Source organism: Pseudomonas sp. GD04091, assembly GCF_029836165.1.
Classification (GTDB): Bacteria; Pseudomonadota; Gammaproteobacteria; order Pseudomonadales; family Pseudomonadaceae; genus Aquipseudomonas.
On the sequence record NZ_JAOEBG010000008.1, the window covers coordinates 142,848 to 167,011 of the forward strand.

The 24,164-nt window shown below is 65.8% G+C and carries 19 protein-coding genes; 11 read left to right on the forward strand and 8 right to left on the reverse strand.

All coding sequences use genetic code 11. The features are described from left to right. Positions 1-104 precede the first annotated feature (104 nt). A complete protein-coding gene (locus N7422_RS12780; protein WP_279806879.1) occupies positions 105-506 on the reverse strand; it encodes a GFA family protein in 402 nt (133 codons plus the stop codon). A gap of 268 nt (positions 507-774) precedes the next feature. Between N7422_RS12780 and N7422_RS12785 the strand changes: the two genes are divergently transcribed. From N7422_RS12785 to N7422_RS12820, 8 genes are all read left to right on the forward strand, one after another. After that, positions 775-2,082, forward strand: coding sequence for a CitMHS family transporter (locus N7422_RS12785; protein WP_279806880.1), 1,308 nt, complete (start codon positions 775-777; stop codon positions 2,080-2,082). A 73-nt stretch (positions 2,083-2,155) separates the two neighbouring features. Continuing rightward, complete coding sequence (locus N7422_RS12790) at positions 2,156-2,926, forward strand: TerC family protein (protein WP_279806881.1); 771 nt, start codon at positions 2,156-2,158, stop codon at positions 2,924-2,926. Between the two features lie 339 nt (positions 2,927-3,265). Next, a complete protein-coding gene (locus tag N7422_RS12795; RefSeq protein WP_279806882.1) occupies positions 3,266-4,924 on the forward strand; it encodes a Na/Pi cotransporter family protein in 1,659 nt (552 codons plus the stop codon). Positions 4,925-4,955: 31 nt separating this feature from the next. Next, positions 4,956-6,362: a pitrilysin family protein gene (locus N7422_RS12800; RefSeq protein ID WP_279806883.1), complete on the forward strand. Its 1,407-nt coding sequence runs from the start codon at positions 4,956-4,958 to the stop codon at positions 6,360-6,362. An 84-nt stretch (positions 6,363-6,446) separates the two neighbouring features. Next, the gene (locus N7422_RS12805) at positions 6,447-7,469 is read left to right on the forward strand and encodes a DUF5924 family protein (RefSeq protein ID WP_279806884.1); all 1,023 of its coding nucleotides are present in this window, start codon (positions 6,447-6,449) and stop codon (positions 7,467-7,469) included. 104 nt (positions 7,470-7,573) lie between these two features. After that, complete coding sequence (locus tag N7422_RS12810) at positions 7,574-8,107, forward strand: RNA polymerase sigma factor (RefSeq protein ID WP_279806885.1); 534 nt, start codon at positions 7,574-7,576, stop codon at positions 8,105-8,107. Then, positions 8,104-9,087, forward strand: coding sequence for a FecR family protein (locus N7422_RS12815; protein WP_279806886.1), 984 nt, complete (start codon positions 8,104-8,106; stop codon positions 9,085-9,087). Before N7422_RS12810 ends, N7422_RS12815 begins: the two co-directional genes overlap by 4 nt. 119 nt (positions 9,088-9,206) lie before the next feature. After that, positions 9,207-11,594 carry a TonB-dependent siderophore receptor gene (locus tag N7422_RS12820; protein WP_279806887.1) on the forward strand — a complete coding sequence of 796 codons (2,388 nt, stop codon included), beginning with the start codon at positions 9,207-9,209 and terminating at the stop codon, positions 11,592-11,594. 139 nt (positions 11,595-11,733) lie between these two features. Here the strand turns inward: N7422_RS12820 and N7422_RS12825 are convergent, their stop codons facing one another. Next, a complete protein-coding gene (locus N7422_RS12825; protein ID WP_279806888.1) occupies positions 11,734-13,125 on the reverse strand; it encodes an L-cystine transporter in 1,392 nt (463 codons plus the stop codon). A 244-nt stretch (positions 13,126-13,369) separates the two neighbouring features. Between N7422_RS12825 and N7422_RS12830 the strand changes: the two genes are divergently transcribed. Next, positions 13,370-14,428, forward strand: coding sequence for a haloacid dehalogenase-like hydrolase (locus tag N7422_RS12830; protein WP_279806889.1), 1,059 nt, complete (start codon positions 13,370-13,372; stop codon positions 14,426-14,428). A gap of 157 nt (positions 14,429-14,585) precedes the next feature. On the opposite strand, the gene ilvD is transcribed toward N7422_RS12830, so the two are convergent. Together ilvD and N7422_RS12840 are read right to left on the reverse strand one after the other, a co-directional pair. Beyond that, complete coding sequence (gene ilvD, locus N7422_RS12835) at positions 14,586-16,427, reverse strand: dihydroxy-acid dehydratase (RefSeq protein WP_279806890.1); 1,842 nt, start codon at positions 16,425-16,427, stop codon at positions 14,586-14,588. A gap of 333 nt (positions 16,428-16,760) precedes the next feature. Next, complete coding sequence (locus N7422_RS12840) at positions 16,761-17,957, reverse strand: class I SAM-dependent rRNA methyltransferase (protein ID WP_279806891.1); 1,197 nt, start codon at positions 17,955-17,957, stop codon at positions 16,761-16,763. Between the two features lie 242 nt (positions 17,958-18,199). Here N7422_RS12840 and N7422_RS12845 point away from each other — a divergent pair, with 242 nt between their 5' ends. After that, entirely contained in the window at positions 18,200-19,018 is an 819-nt protein-coding gene (locus tag N7422_RS12845) for an HDOD domain-containing protein (RefSeq protein ID WP_279806940.1), read from the forward strand. Positions 19,019-19,021: 3 nt separating this feature from the next. Beyond that, positions 19,022-19,834, forward strand: coding sequence for a bifunctional DNA-formamidopyrimidine glycosylase/DNA-(apurinic or apyrimidinic site) lyase (gene mutM, locus N7422_RS12850; protein WP_279806892.1), 813 nt, complete (start codon positions 19,022-19,024; stop codon positions 19,832-19,834). 78 nt (positions 19,835-19,912) lie between these two features. Here the strand turns inward: mutM and ggt are convergent, their stop codons facing one another. The 4 genes from ggt to N7422_RS12870 all read right to left on the reverse strand — a co-directional run bounded on the left by ggt (position 19,913) and on the right by N7422_RS12870 (position 24,145). Beyond that, positions 19,913-21,595 carry a gamma-glutamyltransferase gene (gene ggt / locus N7422_RS12855; RefSeq protein ID WP_279806893.1) on the reverse strand — a complete coding sequence of 561 codons (1,683 nt, stop codon included), beginning with the start codon at positions 21,593-21,595 and terminating at the stop codon, positions 19,913-19,915. Continuing rightward, positions 21,595-21,846 (reverse strand): YfhL family 4Fe-4S dicluster ferredoxin, encoded by a 252-nt coding sequence (locus N7422_RS12860; protein WP_009396754.1) that lies wholly within the window; start codon positions 21,844-21,846, stop codon positions 21,595-21,597. The genes ggt and N7422_RS12860 overlap by 1 nt, the downstream gene beginning before the upstream one ends. Positions 21,847-21,955: 109 nt before the next feature. Further along, on the reverse strand, positions 21,956-22,435 hold the full coding sequence (gene coaD / locus N7422_RS12865; RefSeq protein ID WP_279806894.1) for a pantetheine-phosphate adenylyltransferase: 480 nt from the start codon (positions 22,433-22,435) through the stop codon (positions 21,956-21,958). Positions 22,436-22,546: 111 nt separating this feature from the next. Next, on the reverse strand, positions 22,547-24,145 hold the full coding sequence (locus N7422_RS12870; RefSeq protein ID WP_279806895.1) for a GMC family oxidoreductase: 1,599 nt from the start codon (positions 24,143-24,145) through the stop codon (positions 22,547-22,549). Positions 24,146-24,164: the final 19 nt, after the last annotated feature.

Below are 24,164 nucleotides of genomic sequence, written 5' to 3' on the forward strand. Positions count from 1 at the left end.
CAGGTCAGCCCCTATCGCCGGCAAGCCGGCTCCCACAGAGATTTGGGCTCACCCTGTGGGAGCCGGCTTGCCGGCGATAGGGCCAGAACAGACAACACATTGCCCTAGAGGCTTTCTTCATCCTCCTCCGGCAACCCCTGGTCGACCTGCAACCACGGCAGTCGGCTCTGTACCCAGATATGCCGGTTGGCCGGCACCCGTTCCGGGTGATCCAGCGTCGCCACGGTCACATCGATCGTGTCCGGGCTGTGTGTAGTCACCAGCGCCACATGCGCTCCGCAACTGCCACAGAAATACCGGCTGCAGGAATCCGGCGCTACATAACGTTGCGGCGAACCCGCCAGCCACTGGAAACCGGCGAGAGGCAAGGTGACCCAAGTCACCAGGGTACCGCCGCTGACCCGCCGGCATATCGAGCAATGGCAATGGGCGACATCGCCCAGGTCGGCCTCCAGGCGATAGCGCACCGCGCCGCAATGACACCCGCCTTCCACGACATCCACCATCGAAACGACCTCCCGTCGCCTTGCACAGGGCGAAAGCTGGCTGAAAGCTTGCCCACATAGGATAGCGCCACCACCGGCAGCAGACCGGTCAGCCAGGGCACCCGGAATTTTCCTCGCCCGGCCCAATCAACAACAACAATGGTGATTCTGATGTTTTCCTGTGCCCGCCGTTTCCCAGTCCCCCTCCGTTCGCTCCTCGCGCAGCGCCTGACGCGCTGATCCGCCCGAATCGTCCTTCCTTTCGCCGCGCCACGCCTGGAGTACCGCCATGCTGACCTTCCTCGGCTTCGCCATGGTCATCACCTTCATGTACCTGATCATGACCAAGCGCCTGTCGGCCTTGATCGCCCTGATCCTGGTACCGATTCTGTTCGCCCTGTTCGGGGGCTTCTACAGCGACATCGGCCCGATGATGCTGCAAGGCATCAGCAAGCTCGCCCCCACCGGCGTGATGCTGATGTTCGCCATTCTCTACTTCGCCCTGATGATCGACTCCGGCCTGTTCGACCCGGCCGTGCGCAAGATCCTCAAGCTGGTCAAGGGCGACCCGCTGAAAGTCTCGGTCGGTACCGCGGTGCTGGCCTTGGTGGTGTCCCTCGACGGTGACGGCGCCACCACCTACATGATCTGCTGCGCCGCCATGCTGCCGCTGTACAGCCGCCTGGGAATGAGCCCGAGGATCATGGCCGGCCTGATCATCCTCGCCGGCGGGGTGATGAACATGACCCCGTGGGGCGGCCCCACCGCCCGCGCAGCCAGCGCCCTGCACGTGGACCCGTCGGACATCTTCGTGCCAATGATCCCGGCCATGGCCTTCGGCGTGGCGGCGATCCTGGCGATCGCCTACTGGTACGGCAAGCGCGAGCGCGCCCGCCTGGGCGAGCTGCACCTGCCGACCGACGACATCGACCACAGCGAGATCAGCGTGTCGCAGTTCCCTGAAGCCCGCCGACCGAAGCTGATCTGGTTCAACGGCGCGCTGACCGCCGCGCTGATGGTCGCCCTGATCGCCGGCGTGCTGCCGCTGCCGGTGCTGTTCATGATCGCCTTCAGCATCGCCATGATCGTCAACTACCCCTGCCTGCAGCAGCAGAAGGACCGCATCGCCGCCCACGCCTCCAGCGTGCTGGCCGTCAGCGGGCTGATCTTCGCCGCGGGCATCTTCACCGGCATCCTGTCGGGCACCGGGATGGTCGACGCCATGTCCAAGAGCCTGCTGGCGGTGATCCCGGAGGCGTTCGGCCCTTACATGGCGGTGATCACCGCCCTCGTCAGCATGCCGTTCACCTTCTTCATGTCCAACGACGCCTTCTACTACGGCGTGCTGCCGGTGCTGTCGGAGTTCGCCAGCCACTACGGCGTCACCCCGGTGGAAATGGCCCGTGCGTCGATCGTCGGACAGCCGGTACACCTGCTCAGCCCGCTGGTACCCTCCACCTACCTGCTGGTTGCCCTGGCCGGCATCGAGTTCGGCGATCACCAGCGCTTCACCCTCAAGTGGGCAGTGCTGGTGTGCCTGTGCATAATGTTCGGCGCGCTGGCACTGGGGACTTTCCCGTTGTTCAGCAGTCTCTGATACAAACGCATCATTTCCACCGCAAAGCGCCCATTGCCCGGGCGCTTTGCCTTTACCGCTCGAAGGAAGACACATGGAATGGCTGACCAGCCCGGAAATCTGGGTTGCCTTTTTCACCCTCACCGCACTTGAGATCGTGCTCGGGATCGACAACATCATCATGATCTCGATCCTGGTCAGCCGCATGCCCAAGCACCTGCAGCCGCGCACGCGGATCTTCGGCCTGGCCCTGGCCATGGTCACGCGGATCATGCTGCTGCTGTCGATCACCTGGGTCATGCGCCTGACCGACGACCTGTTCCACATGTTCGGCCAGGGCATTTCCGGTCGCGACCTGATCCTGTTCTTCGGTGGCCTGTTCCTGCTGTGGAAAAGCTCCCAGGAGATCTACCACGGCCTGGAGGGCGAGGACGAAAGCTCGGACGAGCCGAAAGGGGCGGGCGGCAAGTTCTTCTACACCATCATCCAGATCGCCATCATCGACATCGTGTTCTCCCTGGACTCGGTGATCACCGCGGTGGGCATGGTTTCCCACGTGCCGGTGATGATCGCCGCGATCATCGTCGCGGTGCTGGTGATGATGCTCTGCGCCGGTGCCATCAGCGACTTCATCGACAAGCACCCTTCGCTGAAGATGCTTGCGCTTTCGTTCCTGATCGTCGTCGGTACCGTGCTGATCGCCGAGTCCTTCGATGTGCACGTGCCGAAGGGCTACGTCTACTTCGCCATGGCCTTCTCGCTGGCGGTGGAGGCGATCAACATCCGCATGCGCACGGCGATGGCGCGCAAGAAGGGCAAGGAGCACGATCCGGTGAAACTGCGCAAGGACATTCCCGGTCAGTAAGATCAGGAGCGCGGTACAAAAGGGCCCTTCGCAGGGCCCTTTTTGCATCCACGCCCCCTGTAGGAGCGGCCTTGTGTCGCGAAAGGACCGCAGAGCGGTCCCGACAATCTTGCATGATGCCAAGATCCTGGGGCCGCTGCGCGCCCCTTTCGCGACACAAGGCCGCTCCTACAGGCACCCGTGTTTCAAATAGATTTCAGTCATGCCAAGCTGGCAGCCACTGCGCAAAACAACTAAAGCTTCAGTGAGCACTGGAAAAAACAGCCCACCCCCGGGCCAGGCTCACGGCTTCAGCCATTGGCCCCGCCCAGGGGCATAGAAGAACAAGGGGGCCCGACCATGCTGACTCTGCTCAACCTGCTCTCCGCCGTGGCGCTTCTGGTGTGGGGCACCCATATCGTGCGTACCGGCATCCTGCGGGTCTATGGCTCCAACTTGCGCCGTGTGCTCGGCCAGAACATGGACAAGCGCCCGCTGGCGTTCGTCGCCGGGATCCTGGTCACCGCCATGGTGCAGAGCAGCAACGCCACCGCCATGCTGGTCACCTCGTTCGTCGGCCAGGGCCTGATGGCCATGACCCCGGCCCTGGCGATCATGCTCGGTGCCGACGTCGGTACCGCGCTGATGGCCCGGGTGCTGACCCTCGACCTGTCGTGGCTGTCGCCGCTGTTGATCTTCCTCGGTGTGATCTTCTTCCTTTCACGCAAGCAGACCCGCGCCGGCCAGCTGGGCCGGGTGGGCATCGGCCTGGGCCTGATCATCCTGGCCCTGCAGCTGATCGTGCACGCTGCCGCGCCGATCACCCACGCCCAGGGCATGAAGGTGCTGTTCGCCTCGCTGACCGGCGACATCCTGCTCGACGCCCTGGTCGGCGCGCTGTTCGCCATGATCTCCTACTCGAGCCTGGCCGCCGTGCTGCTCACCGCGACCCTGGCCGGCGCCGAAGTGATCAGCCTGCCGGTGGCCATCGGCCTGGTGATCGGCGCCAACATCGGCAGTGGCCTGCTCGCCTTCCTCACCACCAGCCTGCAGAACAGCGCCGGGCGCCGGGTGGCGCTGGGCAGCCTGCTGTACAAGGTGATCGGCCTGGTGCTGATCATCCCGGTGCTGCACCCGCTGGTGGGCTGGATGGACAGCCTGAGCTTCAGCCCCCAGGAACTGGTGATCGGCTTCCACCTGCTCTACAACAGCGTGCGCTGTCTGCTCATGCTGCCCACCGTCAACCCCATGGGCCGCCTGTGCAACTACCTGATGCCCGACCGCGACAATGGCAACGGCCACACCCAGCCACGCCACCTGGACCCGACCGCGCTGGGCACCCCCAGCCTGGCGCTGGCCAACGCCGTACGCGAGACCCTGCGCCTGGGCGATATCGTCGATAGCCTGCTCGAGGCCATGCTCGCCGCCCTGCGCGGCACCCAGGCCGCCATGCCGCAGCAGGTGAGGGCGCTCGGCGAGGATGCCGAAGCGCTGTACAACGCCATCAAGCTGTACCTGGCGCAGATGCCACGGGAAGACCTCGGCGACCAGGACAACCGGCGCTGGGCGGAGATCATCGAACTGGCGATCAACCTCAAGCTGGCCAGCGACCTGACCGAGCGCATGCTGCGCAAGGTGCAGCAGCAGAAGACCTCGCAACGTCGGGAGTTCTCGCAGACCGGGCTGGAAGAGCTGACCGGCCTGCAGGAGCAACTGTTGGCCAACCTGCGCCTGGGCCTGTCGGTGTTCCTCAGCGCCGACCCCGAGAGCGCGCGCCAGCTGCTGCGCGAGAAGCGCCGTTTCCGCGCCCAGGAGCGGCGCCTGGCCCACGCCCATGTCAGCCGTCTGCAACGTAAAGTGGTGCAGAGTATCGAGACCAGTTCGCTACACTTGGAGCTCATTGCCGACATGAAGCGTTTGAACTCTTTGTTCTGCAGCAGTGCCTATGTGGTACTGGGCGGCACCGACACCGGCGGGCTGATGCTCGACAGCGTGCCGGACGAAGCCCGCCAACCCTGACTCCACCTGCCCCGGAGACCGAAGCTCGCCCATGCGTTGCCTGATGTTCGTTTGCCTGTTGATCTGCAGCCTGCCCACGCTTGCCCTCGACCGCTCGCGGGTGGAGGGCTACCTGCTGCCCAATGGCCTGCAGGTGATCCTCAAGTCGGGCTACGAGCGCGACCATGTGTCGATCCGTCTGGTGGTCGGGGTGGGCCTCGACGACTTCGACTGCGACCAGCGCGAGCTGCCGCACCTGCTCGAACACCTGCTGTTCAGCGGTATCGACGACACCGGCGAGGGCGGCCTGGAAGAGCGCATGCAGGCGCTCGGCGGCGAGTGGAATGCCTACACCAGCAGCGCCGACACGACCTTCGTCATCGAGGCCCCGGCGCGCAACCAGCGCAAGGTCCTCGACCTGTTGCTGTCGATCATCCGCGACACGCGCATCGACGCCAAGGCACTGGCCACCGCCAAGACCATCATCGAACGCGAGGACGGTGGCCACTACGGGCGCCTGCAACGCTGGCTCGACCGTCAGGACATCGGCCACCCGGCCAGCGACCAGCTGGCCACCGAGCTGGGCCTGAAATGCCCGGAGCGCTCCAACCTCGACGACATGACCCTGGAGCAGGTGCGGCACCTGCGCGAGCACTGGTACGCCGCCAACAACATGTCGCTGATCGTCGTCGGTGGCCTCGATCGCCTGCTGCCGGCCTACCTGGAGCGCACCTTCGGCGAGCTGCCGGCCACCGAGCCCGAGGAGCGGCGCAACCTCGAAAGCATCAGCCAGCAGGCCGAACAGCGCCGCGACCTGACCCGCGGCTGGCTGGGCGACAACGTCAGGCTGCACTGGCTGTTCATCGAGCCGACGCTGGAGGAGGGCCATGACCAGACCCTGGAGCTGCTGTCGCGCTACCTGGACTGGGCCTTGTACGACCAGCTGCGCCTGCGCCATGGGCTCTCCTACGGTCCGTCGGTGCAGCGCGAAAGCTTTGGCGACAGCGGCATGCTCAGCCTCAATGCCGACCTCGAACGCCAGGACGTCGATGAGGCACTGAAGGTGCTCGGACAGCTGTTCGAGCATCTGCGCGAGCATGGTCTGGACCCGGACACCTTCGCCCGCATCAAGGAGGCGGCGATCGCCCGGGAGAGCTGGACCACCCAGGGCAACGCGGCGCTGGCCGACTACTACTGGGGGGCGCTCAACGCCTACGAGGACGGGCGCTTCACCGATCCGGTGCGGCAGCTGCGCCAGGTCAGCCTGAAGCAGGCCGATGCGGCATTGCGCGAACTGCTGAAGGAGCCGGGGTACCTGCGCATCGAACAGCCGTTGCTGGGGTATGACGAGCTGTATGGGCTGGTGGCGCTGGCGCTGGGGTTGATCCTGGCCGTCGGCCTGATACGCCGTCGCCGACAACCAGCGGCCAAGCCCAGCGGTGCTACACGGGAGCCGTGATTCGGCGGTATCCTGTACCGGCCTCTTCGCGGTCAAGCCTGCGAAGAGGCCGGTACAGCCATCCCATCTTCCTGTTGTAGAACCATGCCCCCAATCCCCAGCTTCATCCTGCGCATCATCGAACTGCTCAAGCGCTACCCCGGCATCATCGCGCTCGGTGGTTTCCTCTCGGGGATCGGCAGCTTCATCCTGGTCGACCGCCAGGCTGGCCTGGCCAGCTGGATCGCCATCCTGATGCTGGTCAGCTGGGTCTGGCTGATGCTGGAGAATACCCTCACCGGCCTGTTCGCCCGCACCTTCAAGCGCGAGATCCCGCAGCCGCTGCTGCGCTATGCGACGCAGATGATTCACCAGGAAAGCCTGTTCTTCGTCCTGCCGTTCTTCTTCATCACCACCACCTGGAACAGCAGCCAGCTGGTGTTCACCGGCCTGCTTGGCGCCGCCGGGCTGATCTCCATCGTCGATCCGCTGTACTACAAGTGGCTGGCGCCAAGGCGCTGGCTGTTCCTCGCGCTGCATACCCTGACCCTGTTCGCCGCGCTGCTCACGGCGCTGCCGATCATCCTGCACCTGACCACCGCGCAGAGTTTCAAGCTGGCGCTGATCGCAGCCATGGTGCTGTCGTTCCCGAGCCTGGCCAGCAGTTTCCCGATCAGAACCTGGCGCCGTGGCGTGGCCCTGGTGCTGGTGACCCTGGCGGTCGGGGGATGCGGCTGGCTGCTGCGCTCCTGGGTGCCACCGGCCACGTTGTGGATGACCGATGTGGCCATCAGCACCGAGGTGCTCAACCGCCAACCGGGCGAGTCGCTGGACCAGGTGAACGCCAGTCGCATCCGCAGCGGCGGCCTTTACGCCTACACCGCGATCAACGCGCCCCGTGGCCTGAACGAGCGGATCTACCACGTCTGGCAACTGAACGGCAAAGAGGTGGACCGCATCGCCCTGGACATTCATGGCGGGCGCAAGGAGGGCTACCGGGCCTGGACCCACAAGCAGAACTTCCCGCCGAACCCGGTGGGCAAGTGGCAGGTGAGGGTGCTGACCGAGGATGGACAGGTGATCGGGGTACTACGGTTCAAGGTGGTCGACGACGCACCTGCCGGGTGAGTGATGGCAATGCCTGCCCGCGGAGCCCGGCAGGTGGCAATTGCGAATTTGTCTCATCCTCTGCTAGCGTGCACGCCTCTTGAGACTCTGAGCCAGGATGCGCCGTGTCGTCGTGGAACAAGCAGATCGCCCGGTTGTTCACCGAGCACAAGAAGGCCCTCGAAGCCTTCGTCGCGCGGCGCACCGGCAACGCCCAGGTGGCCGCCGACCTGACCCAGGAATCCTTCCTGCGTCTGGCGCGGTTGCCCGCCGACAAGCAGATCGACAACCTGCCAGCCTTTCTCTTCACCATTGCCAGCAACCTGGTCCGCGACCATCAGCGCCAGGCCATCCGCCGTGAGCGTCTGGACGGCGGCGAACCCAGCGAGGAACTGGCCAGCGAGGCGCCTGGCGCCGAGGATCAACTGGCCGCGCAGCAGGACCAGGCCTTGATGCAAGCGGCGATCCAGGCGCTGCCCGAGGCGACCCGGCAGATCTTCCTGCTCTATCATGTCGACGGTTGCACCTACCGCGAGATCGGCGCGCGCATGAACATCACCCCGCGCAGCGTCGAATACCAGCTGCGCCGCGCGCTGCTCGACTGCCGCGCCTACATCCAGGCGCAGCTGGCCGGGGTGGTGGGGAAGCAACGCCCATGAGCCGCGACCTCGAGAATGCGATAGCCCCGATGAGCGATATCCCTGACAGCGACCAGCTGTTCGCCGAAGCCACGGCCTGGTACTACCGCCTGCAAGCGCAGGACGTCACCCCTGCCGAGCGACAGGCGTTCGTCGCGTGGCAGGCGCAGGGGGCGGCGCACGCACAGGCCTGGGAGGAGGTGATTGGCCTGCTGGGTGCGTTGCAGGCGCCCGCCAGGCACCTGTGCGAACAGCAGCAGGCGCAGTGGCGAGCGCCTCGACGACGGGCCTGGACCCAACTGGCGGGCGCTGCCGCGGCGGTGGTGATGGTAGGCCTGCTGATCAGCCAGACGCCCTGGCTGGATCGTTGGCGTGCCGACTACTCCACCTCCACGGGCGAGTCACGCAGCGTGCAGCTCGAAGATGGCTCGCGGATCCAGCTGAACACCGACAGTGCGTTGCAGGTCGAGCTGACGGCGGGCGAGCGTCGTGTGCGCCTGTTGCGCGGCGAAGCGTGGTTCGAGGTGACGCGCGATACGGCGCGGCCTTTCGTGGTGCGCTCGGGCGATGGCCTGGTGCGTGTGCTCGGCACGCGCTTCAGCGTCGCTCACGCTGACGGGCAGACCCGCGTGCAGCTGGCCCTGGGCAAGGTCGAGGTGCGCGCGGGTGGGGCCGCGCAGGTGCTGCTGCAGCCGGGGCAGGCGGTCGAGTACACGGCCAGCGGGCCCGGCGCCGTTCACGCCTTCGAACCCAGCCGCGCCTTCGCCTGGCGTGAACGGCAGCTGGTGTTCAGCCAGCAGCCGCTGGCGGAGGTGGTCGCCGAGCTGAACCGCTACTGGCCCGGGCAGACCCTGGTGCTGGGCGACACCTTGCGCCAGCGCAAGGTGTCGGGGGTGTTCGACATCGACAAGCCGGATGCCGTGCTCAAGGCCCTGAGCCATACCCTGGGGGTGCAGGCGCAGCAATTCACGCCTTATCTGCGCATCCTGCGCGAAAGCTGAAAAAAGTTTCGGGGATTATCGCGGGACCGTCGTCCTTGATTTCGTAGGCGCAAATAATAAGCACTCTCAGACAGTGCCGCGCCCATCGATCACTTGGACGACTTCGGGGAGCCCCACTGATGAAAACCACCGCCACACGGGCCGCGCTCGGCCTGGCCATCGCGCTTGGCAGCGCCTCCTTGGCCGGGCCTGGGCAGGCGATCGCCGCGGCGCAGGCGCAGGTCTACCGTTTCGACATTCCGGCGCAGTCGCTGGACTCGGCCCTGGCGGCCTTCAGTGCGGTCACGCGCCTCCAGGTGCTGGTGCCGGGCGAGTTCACCCAGGGCCTGAGCTCGCCGGGCCTGAGTGGTAGTTATCCACAGGAGCAGGCGTTGGCCCGGCTGCTCCAGGGCACCGGCCTGAGCGCCGCCTACATCGATGGCGACAGCGTCACCCTGGAGCGCCAGCGCGCGGCGGGTGATACCTCCATGCAGCTGGCAGCGGTCAAGATCGACAGCACCCAGCTGGGCGCCACCACCGAGGGCACCGGCTCCTATACGACGGGTTCGCTGACCATCGGCAAGGGCGAGCAGAAGCTCAAGGATATTCCCCAGTCGGTCTCGGTGATGACTCGTCAGCGCCTGGACGACCAGAACATGAACAGCCTGCAGGACGCCATGCGGCAGGTGACCGGTACGACGATCAAGAGCTACAACACCGGCTCGAACCTCAACGACGTGTACATGCGCGGTTTTCCGGTCGACATGGTGCAGGTCGATGGCGTCACCCAGCCCACCGGCCAGGGCGACATGGCCACGGCGTTCGACCTGGCCATGTACGACCGCGTCGAAGTGCTGCGCGGACCGTCCGGCCTGTACCAGGGCGCGGGTGAGCCTGGGGGCACCATCAACCTGGTGCGCAAGCGGGCGCTGGGGCAGTTCGCCCTGTCCGGCGAGCTGTCGGCGGGCACCTACGACCGCTACCACTCCACGGTGGACGTCACCGGCCCGCTGAACAGTGACGGCACTCTGCGCGGGCGTTTCGTCACCGCCTACGAGAACAACCAGGCGTTCGTCGACTATGCCCAGAACGAGCGCCCGATGATGTACGGGCGGCTGGAATACGACCTGTCGCCGGCCACCACGCTGACCCTGGGCGGCGCCTACCAGCGCAACAAGTCGGTGCCCGCGTTCGGCCTGCCGGCCTACGACAGCGGCAAGCTGCTCGACGTCAAGCGTTCGACCTTCGTCGACGCCAAGTGGAACGAGCTGGATGAACGCGTCTGGGAAGGCTTCTTCGAAGTCGACCACGCGCTGGAGGATGGCGGCCAGTTCAAGACCTCGCTGACCTATCGCGATGCCGAGACGCCGACGCGCGACTTCACCTGGACCGACGGTTCGGTGAACCCCGAGACCGGCGCCAGTTCGGCGGTGGCCTATAACTACTACACCCATATCAAGACCCTGGGCCTGGACAGCTTCGTGACGCGGCCGTTCGAGGCGTTCGGGCGTACCCATGAGCTGACGGTTGGGGCCGACTACCAGCATGTAGACAAGGATTTTCGCTACGGTGGCCGGGAGTGGTTCGACATCAACGTATTCGACCCAGGCAGCATCGACATCCCCAAGCTCGACTACGCCATGGACAACGGCAACTCGTCCAAGTCGAACCAGTACGGGCTCTATGCCCGCACCAAGGTCAGCGCCAGCGACTGGCTGGACGTGATCCTCGGCAGCCGGGTGATCTGGTTCGACAGCGATGGCCACAACGCCAACCCGTTCTTCAACGAATTCTCCGACCCTCACACCAGCGTTCGTCGCAAGGTGATCCCCTACGGTGCGCTGGTCGCCAAGCTCACCCCCGAGCTGTCGGCCTATGCCAGCTACACGACGGTGTACAAGCCACAGACGCAGATGGCCGGCGGCAACAGCACGGTCGAGCCGCGTGAGGGCAAGCAGTACGAACTGGGCCTGAAGCGAGAGTTCTTCGATGGTCGGTTGAACGGCAGCGTGTCGGTGTTCCGCATCTACGACGAGAACCGCGCCCAGCAGATCGGTCAGACGCCGTTCTACGAGGCCCAGGCCAAGGTGCGCAGCCAGGGCTGGGAAACCGAGCTGTCCGGCAACCTGACCGACAACTGGAGCGTCAGCACCGGCTACGCCTTCACTCGGCTGGAGTCGGGGCGCCAGGCCGACTACCAGGGCATCAGCATCACGCCCAAGCACAACTTCAATGTGTGGACGCGTTATGCGTTCGCCGATGGGCCGCTGGAAGGGTTCAGCGTCGGTGGCGGCGTGCGGGTGGTCAGTTCCACCTACTACACGCGCAATGGCGTGGACTTCGTCCAGGGTGGCTACAGCGTGGCCACGGCGCAGGTGGGGTATCGCTTCAACAAGCACCTGTCGGCAACGCTCACCGCCAACAACCTGTTCGACCGGGTGTACTACGAGCGCGTGGACAGTGCCTGGGGCTCGAACTTCTATGGCGAGCCGCGCAACCTGACGCTGAAGCTGCGGGCGACGTACTGAGCCAGGACCGTCGGGGCTGCTTTGCAGCCCTTTCCGGCCGGTCCGACGCCTCGGCAAGGCCGCTCCTGCAGGGATCGCACAACCCCTGCAGGAGCGGCCTTGTGCCGCGAAAAGGGCGCAAAGCGCCCTCGGCAATGTCTCAGGAGTGACTCAACTCGGCATGCTCATCCCCACCCAGCACCTGCTGGTCGGTCTGCTTGAGCAACTGGCTGGTAACCACGCCCGCCGTCATCGAGCCATTCACGTTCAGCGCCGTACGCCCCATGTCGATCAACGGCTCCACCGAGATCAGCAAGGCCACCAGTTCCACCGGCAGGCCCATGGCCGGCAGCACGATCAGCGCGGCGAAGGTCGCGCCACCGCCCACGCCGGCCACGCCGGCCGAGCTGAGGGTGACGATGGCCACCAGGGTGGCGATCCACAGCGGGTCGAAGGTATCGATGCCCACCGCCGGGGCCACCATCACCGCGAGCATGGCCGGGTACAGGCCGGCGCAGCCATTCTGGCCGATGGTCGCGCCGAACGAGGCGCTGAAGCTGGCGATCGATTGCGGTACGCCCAGACGCTGGGTCTGCGCCTCGATGTTCAGCGGGATGCTGGCGGCGCTGGAGCGGCTGGTGAAGGCGAAAGTCAGCACCGGCCACACCTTGCGCAAGAAGCGCAGCGGGCTGACGCCGGTCAGCGCCAGGATCACCCCGTGGACCACGAACATCAGGCCCAGGCCGATGTACGAAACCACCACGAAGCTGCCCAGCTTGAGGATGTCCTCGAGGTTGGAGCTGGCGACCACCTTGGTCATCAGCGCCAGCACGCCGTACGGGGTGAGCTTCATCACCAGGCGCACCAGGCGCATTACCCAGGCCTGCAGCACGTCGATGGCCGACAGCGCGCGCTCGCCCTTGTCCTTGTCGTCCTTGATCAGTTGCAGCGCGGCCAGGCCCAGGAACACGGCGAAGATCACCACGCTGATGATCGAGGTCGGCTTGGCCCGGGCCAGGTCACCCACCGGGTTGCTGGGGATGAACGACAGCAGCAGCTGCGGGATGTTGAGGTCGGCGACCTTCCCCGCATAGTCGTTGTGGATGGCCTGCAGACGGGCGCTTTCCTGGGCACCGGCCACCAGCCCCTCGGCGTTCAGGCCGAACAGGTTGGTCAGGGCGATGCCGATCAGCGCGGCGATGGCGGTGGTCAGCAGCAGGGTGCCGATGCTCAACACGCTGATGCGGCCCAGGGACGAGGCGTTGTGCAGGCGGGCCACGGCGCTGAGGATCGAGGCGAAGATCAGCGGCATGACGATCATCTGCAGCAGGCCGACATAGCCGTTGCCGACCAGGTCGAGCCAGGCGATGGTGGCCTTGAGCACTGGATGGCCGGCGCCATAGATCGTGTGCAGGACCAGGCCGAACAGCACGCCCAGCACCAGGCCCAGCAGGACTTTCTTGGCCAGGCTCCAGTCGGTGCGGCGGGTTTGCGCCAGGCCCAGCAGCAGGGCCAGGAACGCCAGCAGGTTGAGAGACAGCGGCAGGTTCATTGAAGCTCCAGGAAAAGGCAGAAGAGGCATCGCCTCTGTGAGCGATTGCGAACGGAAATGCTAACAGCCTGAAAACAAACGAATTTATATCTAAAAGGAATTTGCATAGTCGTTTATGGAATAACGTCATGTCGCGATTGGCAATGAACATGGCGTTTGCAGCTGTTTCGGGGTCGGTCGTGAATGCCTGTTCGTCACCCATCGGGTCTAGGGTTGAGCGGCCACGTCTTTTGGAGAACCGCACATGATGTCTGCTCCGAGAATGCTCGCCGGCGGCCTGGCCCTGATGCTCAGTGCCAGCAGCTGGGCGGCCACCGAGCTCAAGCACTGGCCAGCCGAAGCCGCCCAGAAGCTCGATGCGATGATTGCCGCCAATGCCAACAAGGGTAACTACGCGGTGTTCGACATGGACAACACCAGCTACCGCTTCGATCTCGAGGAGGCGCTGCTGCCGTTCATGGAGAACCAGGGCCTGTTGACCCGCGACAAACTCGACCCCTCGCTCAGGCTGATGCCGTTCAAGGACACCGCCGAGCACAAGGAGAGCCTGTTCAGCTACTACTACCGACTGTGCGAGATCGACGACATGGTCTGCTACCCCTGGGTGGCCCAGGTGTTCTCGGGTTTCACCCTCAAGGAGCTCAAGCAGCAGGTGGACGCGCTGATGGCCTCGGGCAAGCCGGTCCCCAGCACTTACTTCGACGGGGACCAGGTCAAGGCCATCGAGGTGCAGCCACCCAAGGTCTTCACCGGTCAGACCGAGCTGTACAACAAGCTGATGGAGAACGGTATCGAGGTGTACGTGATCTCGGCGGCGTCGGAAGAGCTGGTACGCATGGTCGCCGCCGATCCCAAGTACGGCTACAACGTCAAACCCGAGAACGTGATTGGCGTCAGCCTGCTGCTCAAGGACCGCGCCACGGGCCAGTTGACCACCGCGCGCAAGCAGATCACGGCGGGGCGTTATGACCCCAAGGCCAACGAAGGCCTGGAACTGACCCCGTACCTGTGGACCCCGGCGACCTGGATGGCCGGTAAGCAGGCGGCGATCCTCACCTATATCGACGAGTGGAAGAAACCGGTGCTGGTGGGTGGAGACACGCCGACCAGTGATGGCTACATGCAGTTCCATGGTGTCGATGTGAACAAGGGGGGCATCCACCTGTGGATAAACCGCAAGGCCAAGTACATGGACCAGCTCAACGGCATGATCGCGAAGAACGCGGCGGCTCAGGCCAGGGAAGGGTTGCCGGTGACGGCGGACAAGAACTGGGTGATCGTGACGCCGGAGCAGATTCAGTAGGTATTGTGTTGCCTTTGCCGGCCTCTTCGCGGGCAAGCCCGCTCCCACAGGTACAGCACAGCGCTTGAGGGCAGTGAATATCCTGTGGGAGCGGGTCTACCCGCGAGGCAAAAAAAACCGGCGCACAGGGCACCGGTTTTTTATCGCCCTCGCAGCCTCACAGCCCGTCGAGCATCGCCTTGTTGCGCACCGCACCCTTGTCGGCGCTGGTGGCCAGCAGGGCATAGGCTTTGAGCGCGGTGGTCACTTTACGTGGCCGCACTTCAGCCGGCTTCCAGCCCTTCTTGTCCTGCTCCACGCGACGCGCGGCCAGTTCTTCGTCACTGACCAACAGGTTGATCGAACGGTTGGGGATGTCGATCAGCACCTTGTCGCCGTCGCGCACCAGGCCGATGGCGCCGCCAGCCGCCGCTTCCGGCGAGGCGTGGCCGATCGACAGGCCCGAGGTGCCGCCGGAGAAGCGGCCGTCGGTGAGCAGCGCGCAGGCTTTGCCCAGGCCTTTCGATTTCAGGTAGGAGGTTGGGTACAGCATCTCCTGCATGCCCGGGCCGCCTTTCGGGCCTTCGTAGCGGATGATGACGATGTCGCCGGCCTTCACCTCGTCGGCGAGGATGCCGCGCACGGCGCTGTCCTGGCTTTCGAAGATCTTCGCATTGCCGTCGAACACCAGGATCGAGTCGTCGACGCCTGCGGTCTTGACCACGCAGCCGTCCACCGCGATGTTGCCGTACAGCACGGCCAGGCCGCCTTCTTGCGAATAGGCGTGCTCGACGCTGCGGATGCAGCCTTCGGCGCGGTCATCGTCCAGGGTTTCCCAGCGGGTCGACTGGCTGAACGCGGTCTGGGTCGGGATACCGGCCGGGCCTGCCTTGAAGAAGGTGTGCACGGCTTCATCGTCGGTCTGGGTGATGTCCCACTTGGCGATGGCCTCCTCCATGCTGCGGCTGTGCACGGTCGGCAGGTCGGTGTGCAGCAGGCCGCCACGGGCCAGCGAGCCGAGGATGCTGAAGATGCCGCCGGCGCGGTGCACGTCCTCCATGTGGTACTTCTGGATGTTCGGCGCCACCTTGCACAGCTGCGGCACCTTGCGCGACAGGCGATCGATGTCGCGCAGGTCGAACGCCACCTCGGCCTCCTGGGCCGCGGCCAGCAGGTGCAGGATGGTGTTGGTCGAACCGCCCATGGCGATGTCGAGCATCATGGCGTTCTCGAACGCCTTGAAGTTGGCGATGTTGCGCGGCAGCACCGACTCGTCGTTCTCGCCGTAGTAGCGCTTGCACAGCTCGACGATGGTGCGGCCGGCGGTGAGGAACAGCTGTTCGCGGTCCGCGTGGGTGGCCAGCGTCGAGCCATTGCCCGGCAGGGCCAGGCCCAGGGCCTCGGTCAGGCAGTTCATCGAGTTGGCGGTGAACATGCCGGAGCAGGAGCCGCAGGTCGGGCAGGCGCTGCGCTCGTACTCGGCGACTTTCTCGTCGGAGGCCGAGGAGTCGGCGGCGATGACCATGGCGTCGACCAGGTCCAGGCCGTGGCTGGCCAGCTTGGTCTTGCCGGCTTCCATCGGGCCGCCGGAGACGAAGATCACCGGGATGTTCAGGCGCAGGGCGGCCATCAGCATGCCGGGGGTGATCTTGTCGCAGTTGGAGATGCAGACGATGGCGTCGGCGCAGTGGGCGTTGACCATGTACTCGACGGCGTCGGCGATGATCTCGCGGCTCGGCAGCGAGTAGAGCATGCCGTCGTGGCCCATGGCGATGCCGTCGTCCACGGCGATGGTGTTGAATTCCTTGGCCACGCCACCGGCGCGCTCGATCTCGCGGGCGACCAGCTGGCCCAGGTCCTTCAGGTGCACGTGGCCCGGGACGAACTGGGTGAACGAGTTGGCGATGGCGATGATCGGTTTCTTGAAGTCTTCGTCCTTCATCCCGGTGGCGCGCCACAGGGCGCGGGCGCCGGCCATGTTGCGGCCTTGGGTGGAGGTCTTGGAACGATAATCAGGCATGGAGCGCTCCTGGCGGCTAAATCACGTCACAAAAAGGGAGTGAGCTTCTCTTGTCCTGAAACGCCGAGGGCCGGTTGCCATGGGCAAGGATGGGGGTCGAAGACCGCGCGGGATCGCCGCAGGCTCGACCAGAGCTCATAAACCCGCCGGGGGATGACTGGCGATGAATGGCTCGATTCTACACCGCTGGCGCGGCGAGGGAATGGGGATGTGGATGGTTGGCGAGGTCGAATGCATGGCCTGTGGGAGCGGATTTACCCGCGATGCGATGGTAAAGCCAGCGCCGTCTTCGCGGGTAAACCCGCTCCCACAAGGTTCGCGTCCGTTGCCCGATCAGCTGTTGGGCAGCAGGCGGCAGGTGATGCTCTTGATGTAGCGGGTCTCGGCGATGGCCGGGTGCACCGGGTGGTCCGGGCCCTGGCCGCCACGCTCGAGCAGCTGCAGGTTGCGGTCCAGGTGGCGGGCGCTGGTCAGCAGGATGTTGTGCAGGTCGTCCTCGGGCAGGTGCATCGAGCACGAGGCGCTGACCAGGATGCCGTCCTTGCTCAGCATGCGCATGGCCTGTTCGTTGAGGCGGCGGTAGGCGGCCTCGCCGTTCTTCAGGTCCTTCTTGCGTTTGATGAAGGCGGGCGGGTCGGCAATGATCACGTCGAAGCGCTCTTCGGCGGCCTTGAGCTCGCGCAGCGCTTCGAACACGTCGCCTTCGATGCAGGTCAGCTTCTCACCGATGCCGTTGAGCGCGGCATTGCGCTCGACACCGTCCAGGGCGAAGCCCGAGGCGTCCACGCAGAACACTTCGCTGGCGCCGAACGCGCCGGCCTGCACGCCCCAGCCGCCAATGTAGCTGAACAGATCGAGCACACGCTTGCCCTTGACGTAGGGCGCCAGGCGCGCGCGGTTCATGCGGTGGTCGTAGAACCAGCCGGTCTTCTGGCCTTCGCGCACCGGAGCCTCGAACTTCACGCCGTTCTCTTCCAGGGCGACCCAGTCCGGCACTTCGCCGTAGACGGTGTCGACATAGCGCTCCAGGCCTTCGGCGTCACGGGCGGCGGAGTCGTTCTTGAACAGGATGCCGCTGGGCTTGAGCACCTGGACCAGCGCGGCGATCACGTCGTCCTTGTGTGCTTCCATGGTCGCCGAGGCCAGTTGCACCACGAGGATGTCGAAGAAGCGGTCGACCACCAGGCCCGGCAGCAGGTCGGAGTCGCCGTAGACCAGGCGGTAGCAGGGCTTGTCGAACAGGCGCTCGCGCAGGGACAGGGCGACGTTCAGACGGTGCACCAGCAGCGACTTGTCCAGCGGCAATTTGGCGTCGCGCGACAGCAGGCGGGCGCAGATCAGGTTGTTCGGGCTCATGGCCACCACGCCCAGGGGCTTGCCGTTGGCGGCTTCGAGAATGGCCTGCTGGCCGGCCTTCAGGCCCTGCAGCGGGGTCGCGGCGACGTCGACTTCATTGCTGTAGACCCACAGGTGGCCGGCGCGCAGGCGGCGGTCGGCATTGGCTTTGAGGCGAAGGCTGGGCAGGGACATGACGTCGCTCCGGGAAAAAAGAGCGGGAGTATACCGTGTTGGCCCCGGATGCGCTGTGGAGCGCGACCAAGTGGCGTGGGGGCAAGCCGGCTTCCACGTTAAAGAAAATCTTGGATCCAGCGATCCACTGATAGTTACCCTGCCGGTGTACAGGGTTAGAATTCCCCGTCCTTACCGAGTGCGTACCCATGTCCCAGGAACTTACCGCCGAACAGATCCAGCAAGCCTTGCAAGGCATCACCATTCCGCCGCAGCCGCAGATCATGGTCGACCTGCAGTTCGAGCAATACATGCCTGATCCGGACCTGGAGACCATCGCCAAGCTGATCGCGCAGGACCCCGGGTTGTCCGGTGCGTTGCTCAAGCTGGTCAATTCGCCGCACTTCGGCCTGTCGAACAAGATCGGTTCGATCCAGCGCGCGGTGAACCTGCTCGGCAGCCGTTCGATCATCAACCTGATCAACGCCCAATCGATCAAGGGCGAGATGAGCGACGAGACCATCGTCACCCTCAACCGCTTCTGGGACACCGCCCAGGACGTGGCCATGACCTGCCTCACGCTGGCCAAGCGCACCGGCATCCAGGCCGCGGACGAGGCTTACACGCTGGGCTTGTTCCACGACTGCGGCGTGCCGCTGATGCTCAAGCGCTTCCCCGACTACATGGGCGTGCTGGAGGAGGCCTACGCCAAGGCCGGTGAAGAGACCCGCGTGGTCGACACCGAGAACCGCGTGTTCAACACCAACCATTCGGTGGTCGGTTACTTCACCGCCAAGTCCTGGCGCCTGCCTGAGCACATCAGCGCGGCCATCGCCAACCATCACAACGCCCTGGCGGTGTTCCGCGACGAATCTTCGCGCAACACCCAGACCCAGCTGAAGAACCTGCTGGCGGTGCTGAAGATGGCCGAGCACATCTGTGCCTCGTACCGCGTGCTGGGCAACCAGAGCGAGGATCACGAGTGGAACGTGGTCGGCCCGCAGGTGCTGGACTACATCGGCCTGACCGAGTACGACTTCGAGCAGCTCAAGCAGAACATTCGCGAAATGGGTGGGCACTGAGCCATGCCGGAATTGCCAGAGGTCGAAACCACGCGGCGTGGTATCGCGCCGCACCTTGAAGGCCAACGCGTCAGCCGCGTGGTGGTCCGCGACCGGCGCCTGCGTTGGCCGATCCCGGAGGATCTCGACGTGCGCCTGTCGGGCCAGCGCATCGTCAGCGTCGAGCGCCGCGCCAAGTACCTGCTGATAAACGCCGAAGTCGGTACGTTGATCAGCCACCTGGGCATGTCCGGCAACCTGCGCCTGGTCGAGCTGGGGCTGCCCGCGGCCAAGCATGAACACGTGGATATCGAGCTCGAGTCGGGGCTGATGCTGCGCTACACCGACCCGCGCCGTTTCGGGGCCATGCTCTGGAGCCTGGATCCGCTGAATCACGAACTGCTGCTTCGCCTGGGGCCGGAGCCGTTGACCGACCTGTTCGACGGTGAGCGGCTGTTTCAGCTGTCCCGCGGGCGGTCGATGGCGGTCAAGCCGTTCATCATGGACAACGCCGTGGTGGTGGGCGTGGGCAACATCTACGCCACCGAGGCGCTGTTCGCCGCCGGCATCGACCCGCGCCGCGAGGCGGGCGGGATCTCCCGGGCGCGCTACCTGAAGCTGGCGATCGAGATCAAACGAGTGCTGGCGGCGGCCATCGAGCAGGGCGGCACCACCTTGCGCGACTTCATCGGTGGTGATGGGCAGCCGGGGTATTTCCAGCAGGAACTGTTCGCCTATGGGCGCGGTGGTCAGCCGTGCAAGCTGTGTGGCAGCGAACTGCGTGAGGTGAAGCTGGGGCAGCGGGCAAGCGTGTTCTGTCCCAAGTGCCAGCGTTGATGCTTCAGGCCTTATCGCGGGGCAAGCCCGCTTCCACGAGTCTTTGGGGGAGCGGGCTTGCCCCGCGACAAGGGCGGATCAGTCGACGACCGCCGCCTGCCCCACGCCCCGCGGATCACTGGCCGCCTCGACGGCCCCGCCAGCCTTGTCCCAGTACAGCACCTGCTGGTTCCCGTACTGACGCCCGACATCCTTCAGCCGATAGCCACGCGCCTCCAGTTCGGCCTTCTGCCGCGCACTGAACGTTCCCGGCTCGTGCTCCACCACATCCGGCAGGTACTGATGGTGGTAGCGCGGCGTCGCCGGCCACTCGGCCACCGGCCTGCCTTCCAGCAAGCCCAGCACCGACAGCAGCACCATGCTCGGGATCCGGCTGCCGCCCGGGGTGCCGAAGCTGGCGAACTGGCTGGGGCTTTCGATGAAGGTCGGGCTCATGCTCGACAGCGGTCGCTTGCCCGCCGCCACCGCATTGGCCTGGCTGCCGGCCAGGCCGTAGCTGTTGCTGGCGCTGGGGTCGGCGGCGAAATCGTCCATCTCGTTGTTCAGCACCACGCCGGTACCGGGCACGCTGAACGCCGCGCCGAACGGCAGGTTGACCGACAGCGTGGCGGATACGGCGTTGCCGTCGGCATCGATCACCGTGAAATGGGTGGTGTGGTCGCCTTCACGCCAGGCCGGCGAGGGCGGCAGCGCGCTGCTGGGGGTGGCCTGGTGCACGTCGATGCTGTCGGCCAGCCCGGTGAGGTACTGGCGCGCCAGCAGGCGGTTGACGGGGTTGCTCACGTAGTCCGGGTCGCCCAGCAGGCCACGGTCGCGATAGGCGCGGCGCAGGACCTCGATCACGTAATGGCTGCGCTGCACCGGCTCGGCGCTCTGCCAGGGCAGGCGCTGGAGCATGGCCAGGCTCTGGGCCAGGGCGATGCCACCGGCTGACGGCGGCGGGCTGCTGATCAGTTCGCGCTGGTCGGCCAGGGGGTAGCGCAGCGGCTCGCGCCAGGCGCTGCGGTAACCGGCCAGGTCGTCGAGGGTCCAGATGCCACCTGCCGCGCGCACGCCGTCGACCAGGCGCTGGGCCATTGGCCCGCGGTAGAACCCGTCGCGCCCCTGTTCGGCCATGCGCTGCAGGGTGACGGCCAGTTCGGGTTGGCGAATCACCGTGCCGATGGCTGGCACGTCGTTGTCGCTGAGAAACAGTCGGGCGCTCTCGGCGTCGTCACGCAGGGCATTCAGGCGCATGGTGGCGCGGTCGCGGTAGATGCGATCGACGGCGAAACCCTGGTTGGCCAGGCGAATGGCGGGCGCCAGGCTGTCCTTGAGCGCAAGCTTGCCGTGGCTCGCGGCGAGGTCGGCCAGCGCCTGGGGCAGGCCGGGAATCGCGGCGGCCAGTGGTCCGTTGATCGACAGGCCAGGCTGAAGCTTGCCGTCCTTCAGGTACATGTCCGCCCGGGCGGCCGCGGGGGCACGCTCACGGGCGTCGAGGAAGGCGTAGCGCGGCGTGTCGCCGCTTTCGCGCAGGAGGAAGAAGCCGCCGCCACCGAGGCCCGAGCCATAGGGCTCGACCACGGCCAGCGCGGCGCCGATGGCCACGGCGGCGTCGAAGGCGTTGCCGCCCTGCTGCAGGATCTGCGCGGCGGCGGCGGTGGCTTCGCTGTGCGGGCTGGCGATCGCCGCGCGACCCGGGCCGTCGGCCAGGGCATGGGTCGCCAGCAGCGCGAGGAAGGCGCCGACGGCTGCGTGACGGAGCGTGGCGACGAACGGCATCAGGCCTTGCCGGTGATCCGGCGGTACTTGGCCATCAGTTCTTCCTCGGTTTCCGGGTGGGCTTCATCCAGGGGGATGCAGTCCACCGGGCAGACCTGCTGGCACTGCGGCTCGTCGTAGTGGCCCACGCACTGGGTGCACAGGTTGGGGTCGATCACGTAGATCTCTTCGCCTTGCGAGATGGCGGCGTTCGGGCACTCGGGTTCGCAGACGTCGCAGTTGATGCAATCGTCGGTGATGATCAGGGACATGGGGACTCCGGCCTGGGCATCGGGCCCGGGCATGTTTCAAAGCGATGGGCGCAATTGTGCCGGATTCGCGCCCGCAGTGCACGCGGGCGCGACATCGCGGACGCGAGGCCTACTTGCGAAAGCGCTCGGTCAGGGCATCGGCCACGGCGGGGTGGACGAACTTGGTGATGTCGCCGCCCAGCGCGGCGATTTCCCGGACCAGGGTCGAGGAAATGAACGAGTAGCGCTCGGACGGCGTCAGGAACAGGCTCTCGACGTCCGGCGCCAGCTGGCGATTCATGTTGGCCAGCTGGAACTCGTATTCGAAGTCGGACACCGCGCGCAGGCCGCGCAGGAAGACGTTGGCGCCCTGCTCCTTGGCGAAATGCGCCAGCAGGGTGGAGAAGCCGATGACTTCGACATTGGGCAGGTGCTTGGTGACCTCGCGGGCCAGCGCCACCCGTTGTTCCAGCGGGAACAGGGGGTTCTTCTTCGGGCTGGCCGCCACGGCGATGATCACGTGATCGAACAGTCGCGAGGCGCGCTCGACCAGGTCGCCATGGCCTTTGGTAATGGGGTCGAAAGTACCCGGGTACAACACTCGGTTCATCGCGTCATCCTGGCTGGAGTGCGTTGGGGAGTCGGATGGTAGCGCAGCGATTGCGCCCGGCCAAGTCGCGTGGCTGGCCGATGGCACTATAGACAGCGTGGGTATTGGCTGTCATGTGCCATGTGCCAGGCGGCCGATGAGCGCCTCGCTGAGCAGGGCGCTGACGGCGTACACCGACAGTTGCGGGTTGGCGCCGATGCTGGTGGGGAACAGCGAGCCGTCGTGGATCGACAGGTTCTCCAGCTGGTGATGCCGGCCCAGGCTGTCGCATACCGCCTGGCGCGGATCATCGCCAAGGGCGCAGCCGCCCATGACGTGGGCGCTGCCCAGGCGCATGCGCAACAGCGTCAGGGGCAGTTCGTCGATCATGGCCTGCGCCTGCGTGGCATCGGTGACATATCGGGCATCGCCATGCACCGGCATCACCTGGCGAGCCCCGGCGGCGAACTGGATCTGCGCCATGCTCTGCCAGGCCCGGCGCAGGCCGTCGCGCAGGTAGTCGGTGACGGGATAGTCGAGCACAGGCGAGCCATCGCCGCGCAGTTCCACCTGTCCGCCTGGGCTGTCGGGGTGGAAGCCGTCGCGCAGCAGCGCCAGCATCACATGGGTATGGGGCAGTTCGGCCATGCGCCGGGCGTTGTCCTGGCCATGGCCGCCGAGCAGGGTGCTGGCCAGGGCCGGGTGCAGCGGCGGGACCTCGAGCTTGTAGCCGACCGGGCCGCTGACGCCGCCCTGCCACTGGAACTGGTCGCTGTAGATCGACTGCGGCGCGCCGTAGTACGGGTCGATCTTCTCCTCGAACTGCGCGGCGCTGAAATTGACCAGGTGCAGGAAGGTGCGCTTGCCCAGGCGCTGGTGTGGATCGGGGGCCTCGGAGCGTAGCAGCAGGGCAGGGCTGTTGATGCCTCCACCGGCCAGCACATAGTGGCGGGCGCGCACCTGGATCTGCCGGCCGGTGGGGTGGATGCCCTGGCTATCCAGGGCCAGGCATTGCAGGTTATCGATGCGCTGGCCGTCGTGGCTGAAGCGTTCGGCACGGGCCAGGTAGAGCAACTCGCCGCCCTTTTCCAGGGTGGCCGGGATGCTGGTGACCAGCATCGACTGCTTGGCGTTGACCGGGCAGCCCATGCCGCAATAGCCCAGGTTCCAGCAACCGCGCACATTGCGCGGGATCACCGCCCAGCGATGGCCAAGCGCCTCGCAGCCGCGGCGCAATACGTCGTTGTTGGCGTTCGGTGGCAGCGGCCAGGGGCTGATGCCCAGACGCTGCTCCATGCGCTCGAACCAGGGGGCCAGCGTTTCGCTGTCCAGGCCTTTGACGCCATGTTCCCTGGCCCAGTGCTCCAGGGTCTGCGTTGGCGTGCGGAAGCTCGAAGTCCAGTTGACCAGGGTCGTGCCTCCCACCGCGCGGCCTTGCAGGATGGTGATGGCGCCGTCCTTGCTCAGACGGCCCAGTCCCTCCTGGTAGAGCTCGGCGTAGGCCTGGTGTTCCAGCAGGTGGAAATCGCTGCTGGTCCTGAGCGGGCCTTCCTCGATCAGCAGCACCTTGAGCCCGGCAGCGCTGAGCCGTTCGGCGCTGGTGGCGCCGCCCGCGCCGCTGCCGATGATGGCGACGTCGGCTTCGAGGGTCAGGTCCTGGTCCAGGCGTGAACCGTCGTGGGTGGTCCAGCCGCGCTCGAGGCCTTGGCGAAACGGATCGGGGACTGGCATTGGCTTCCCTTTTTATGCG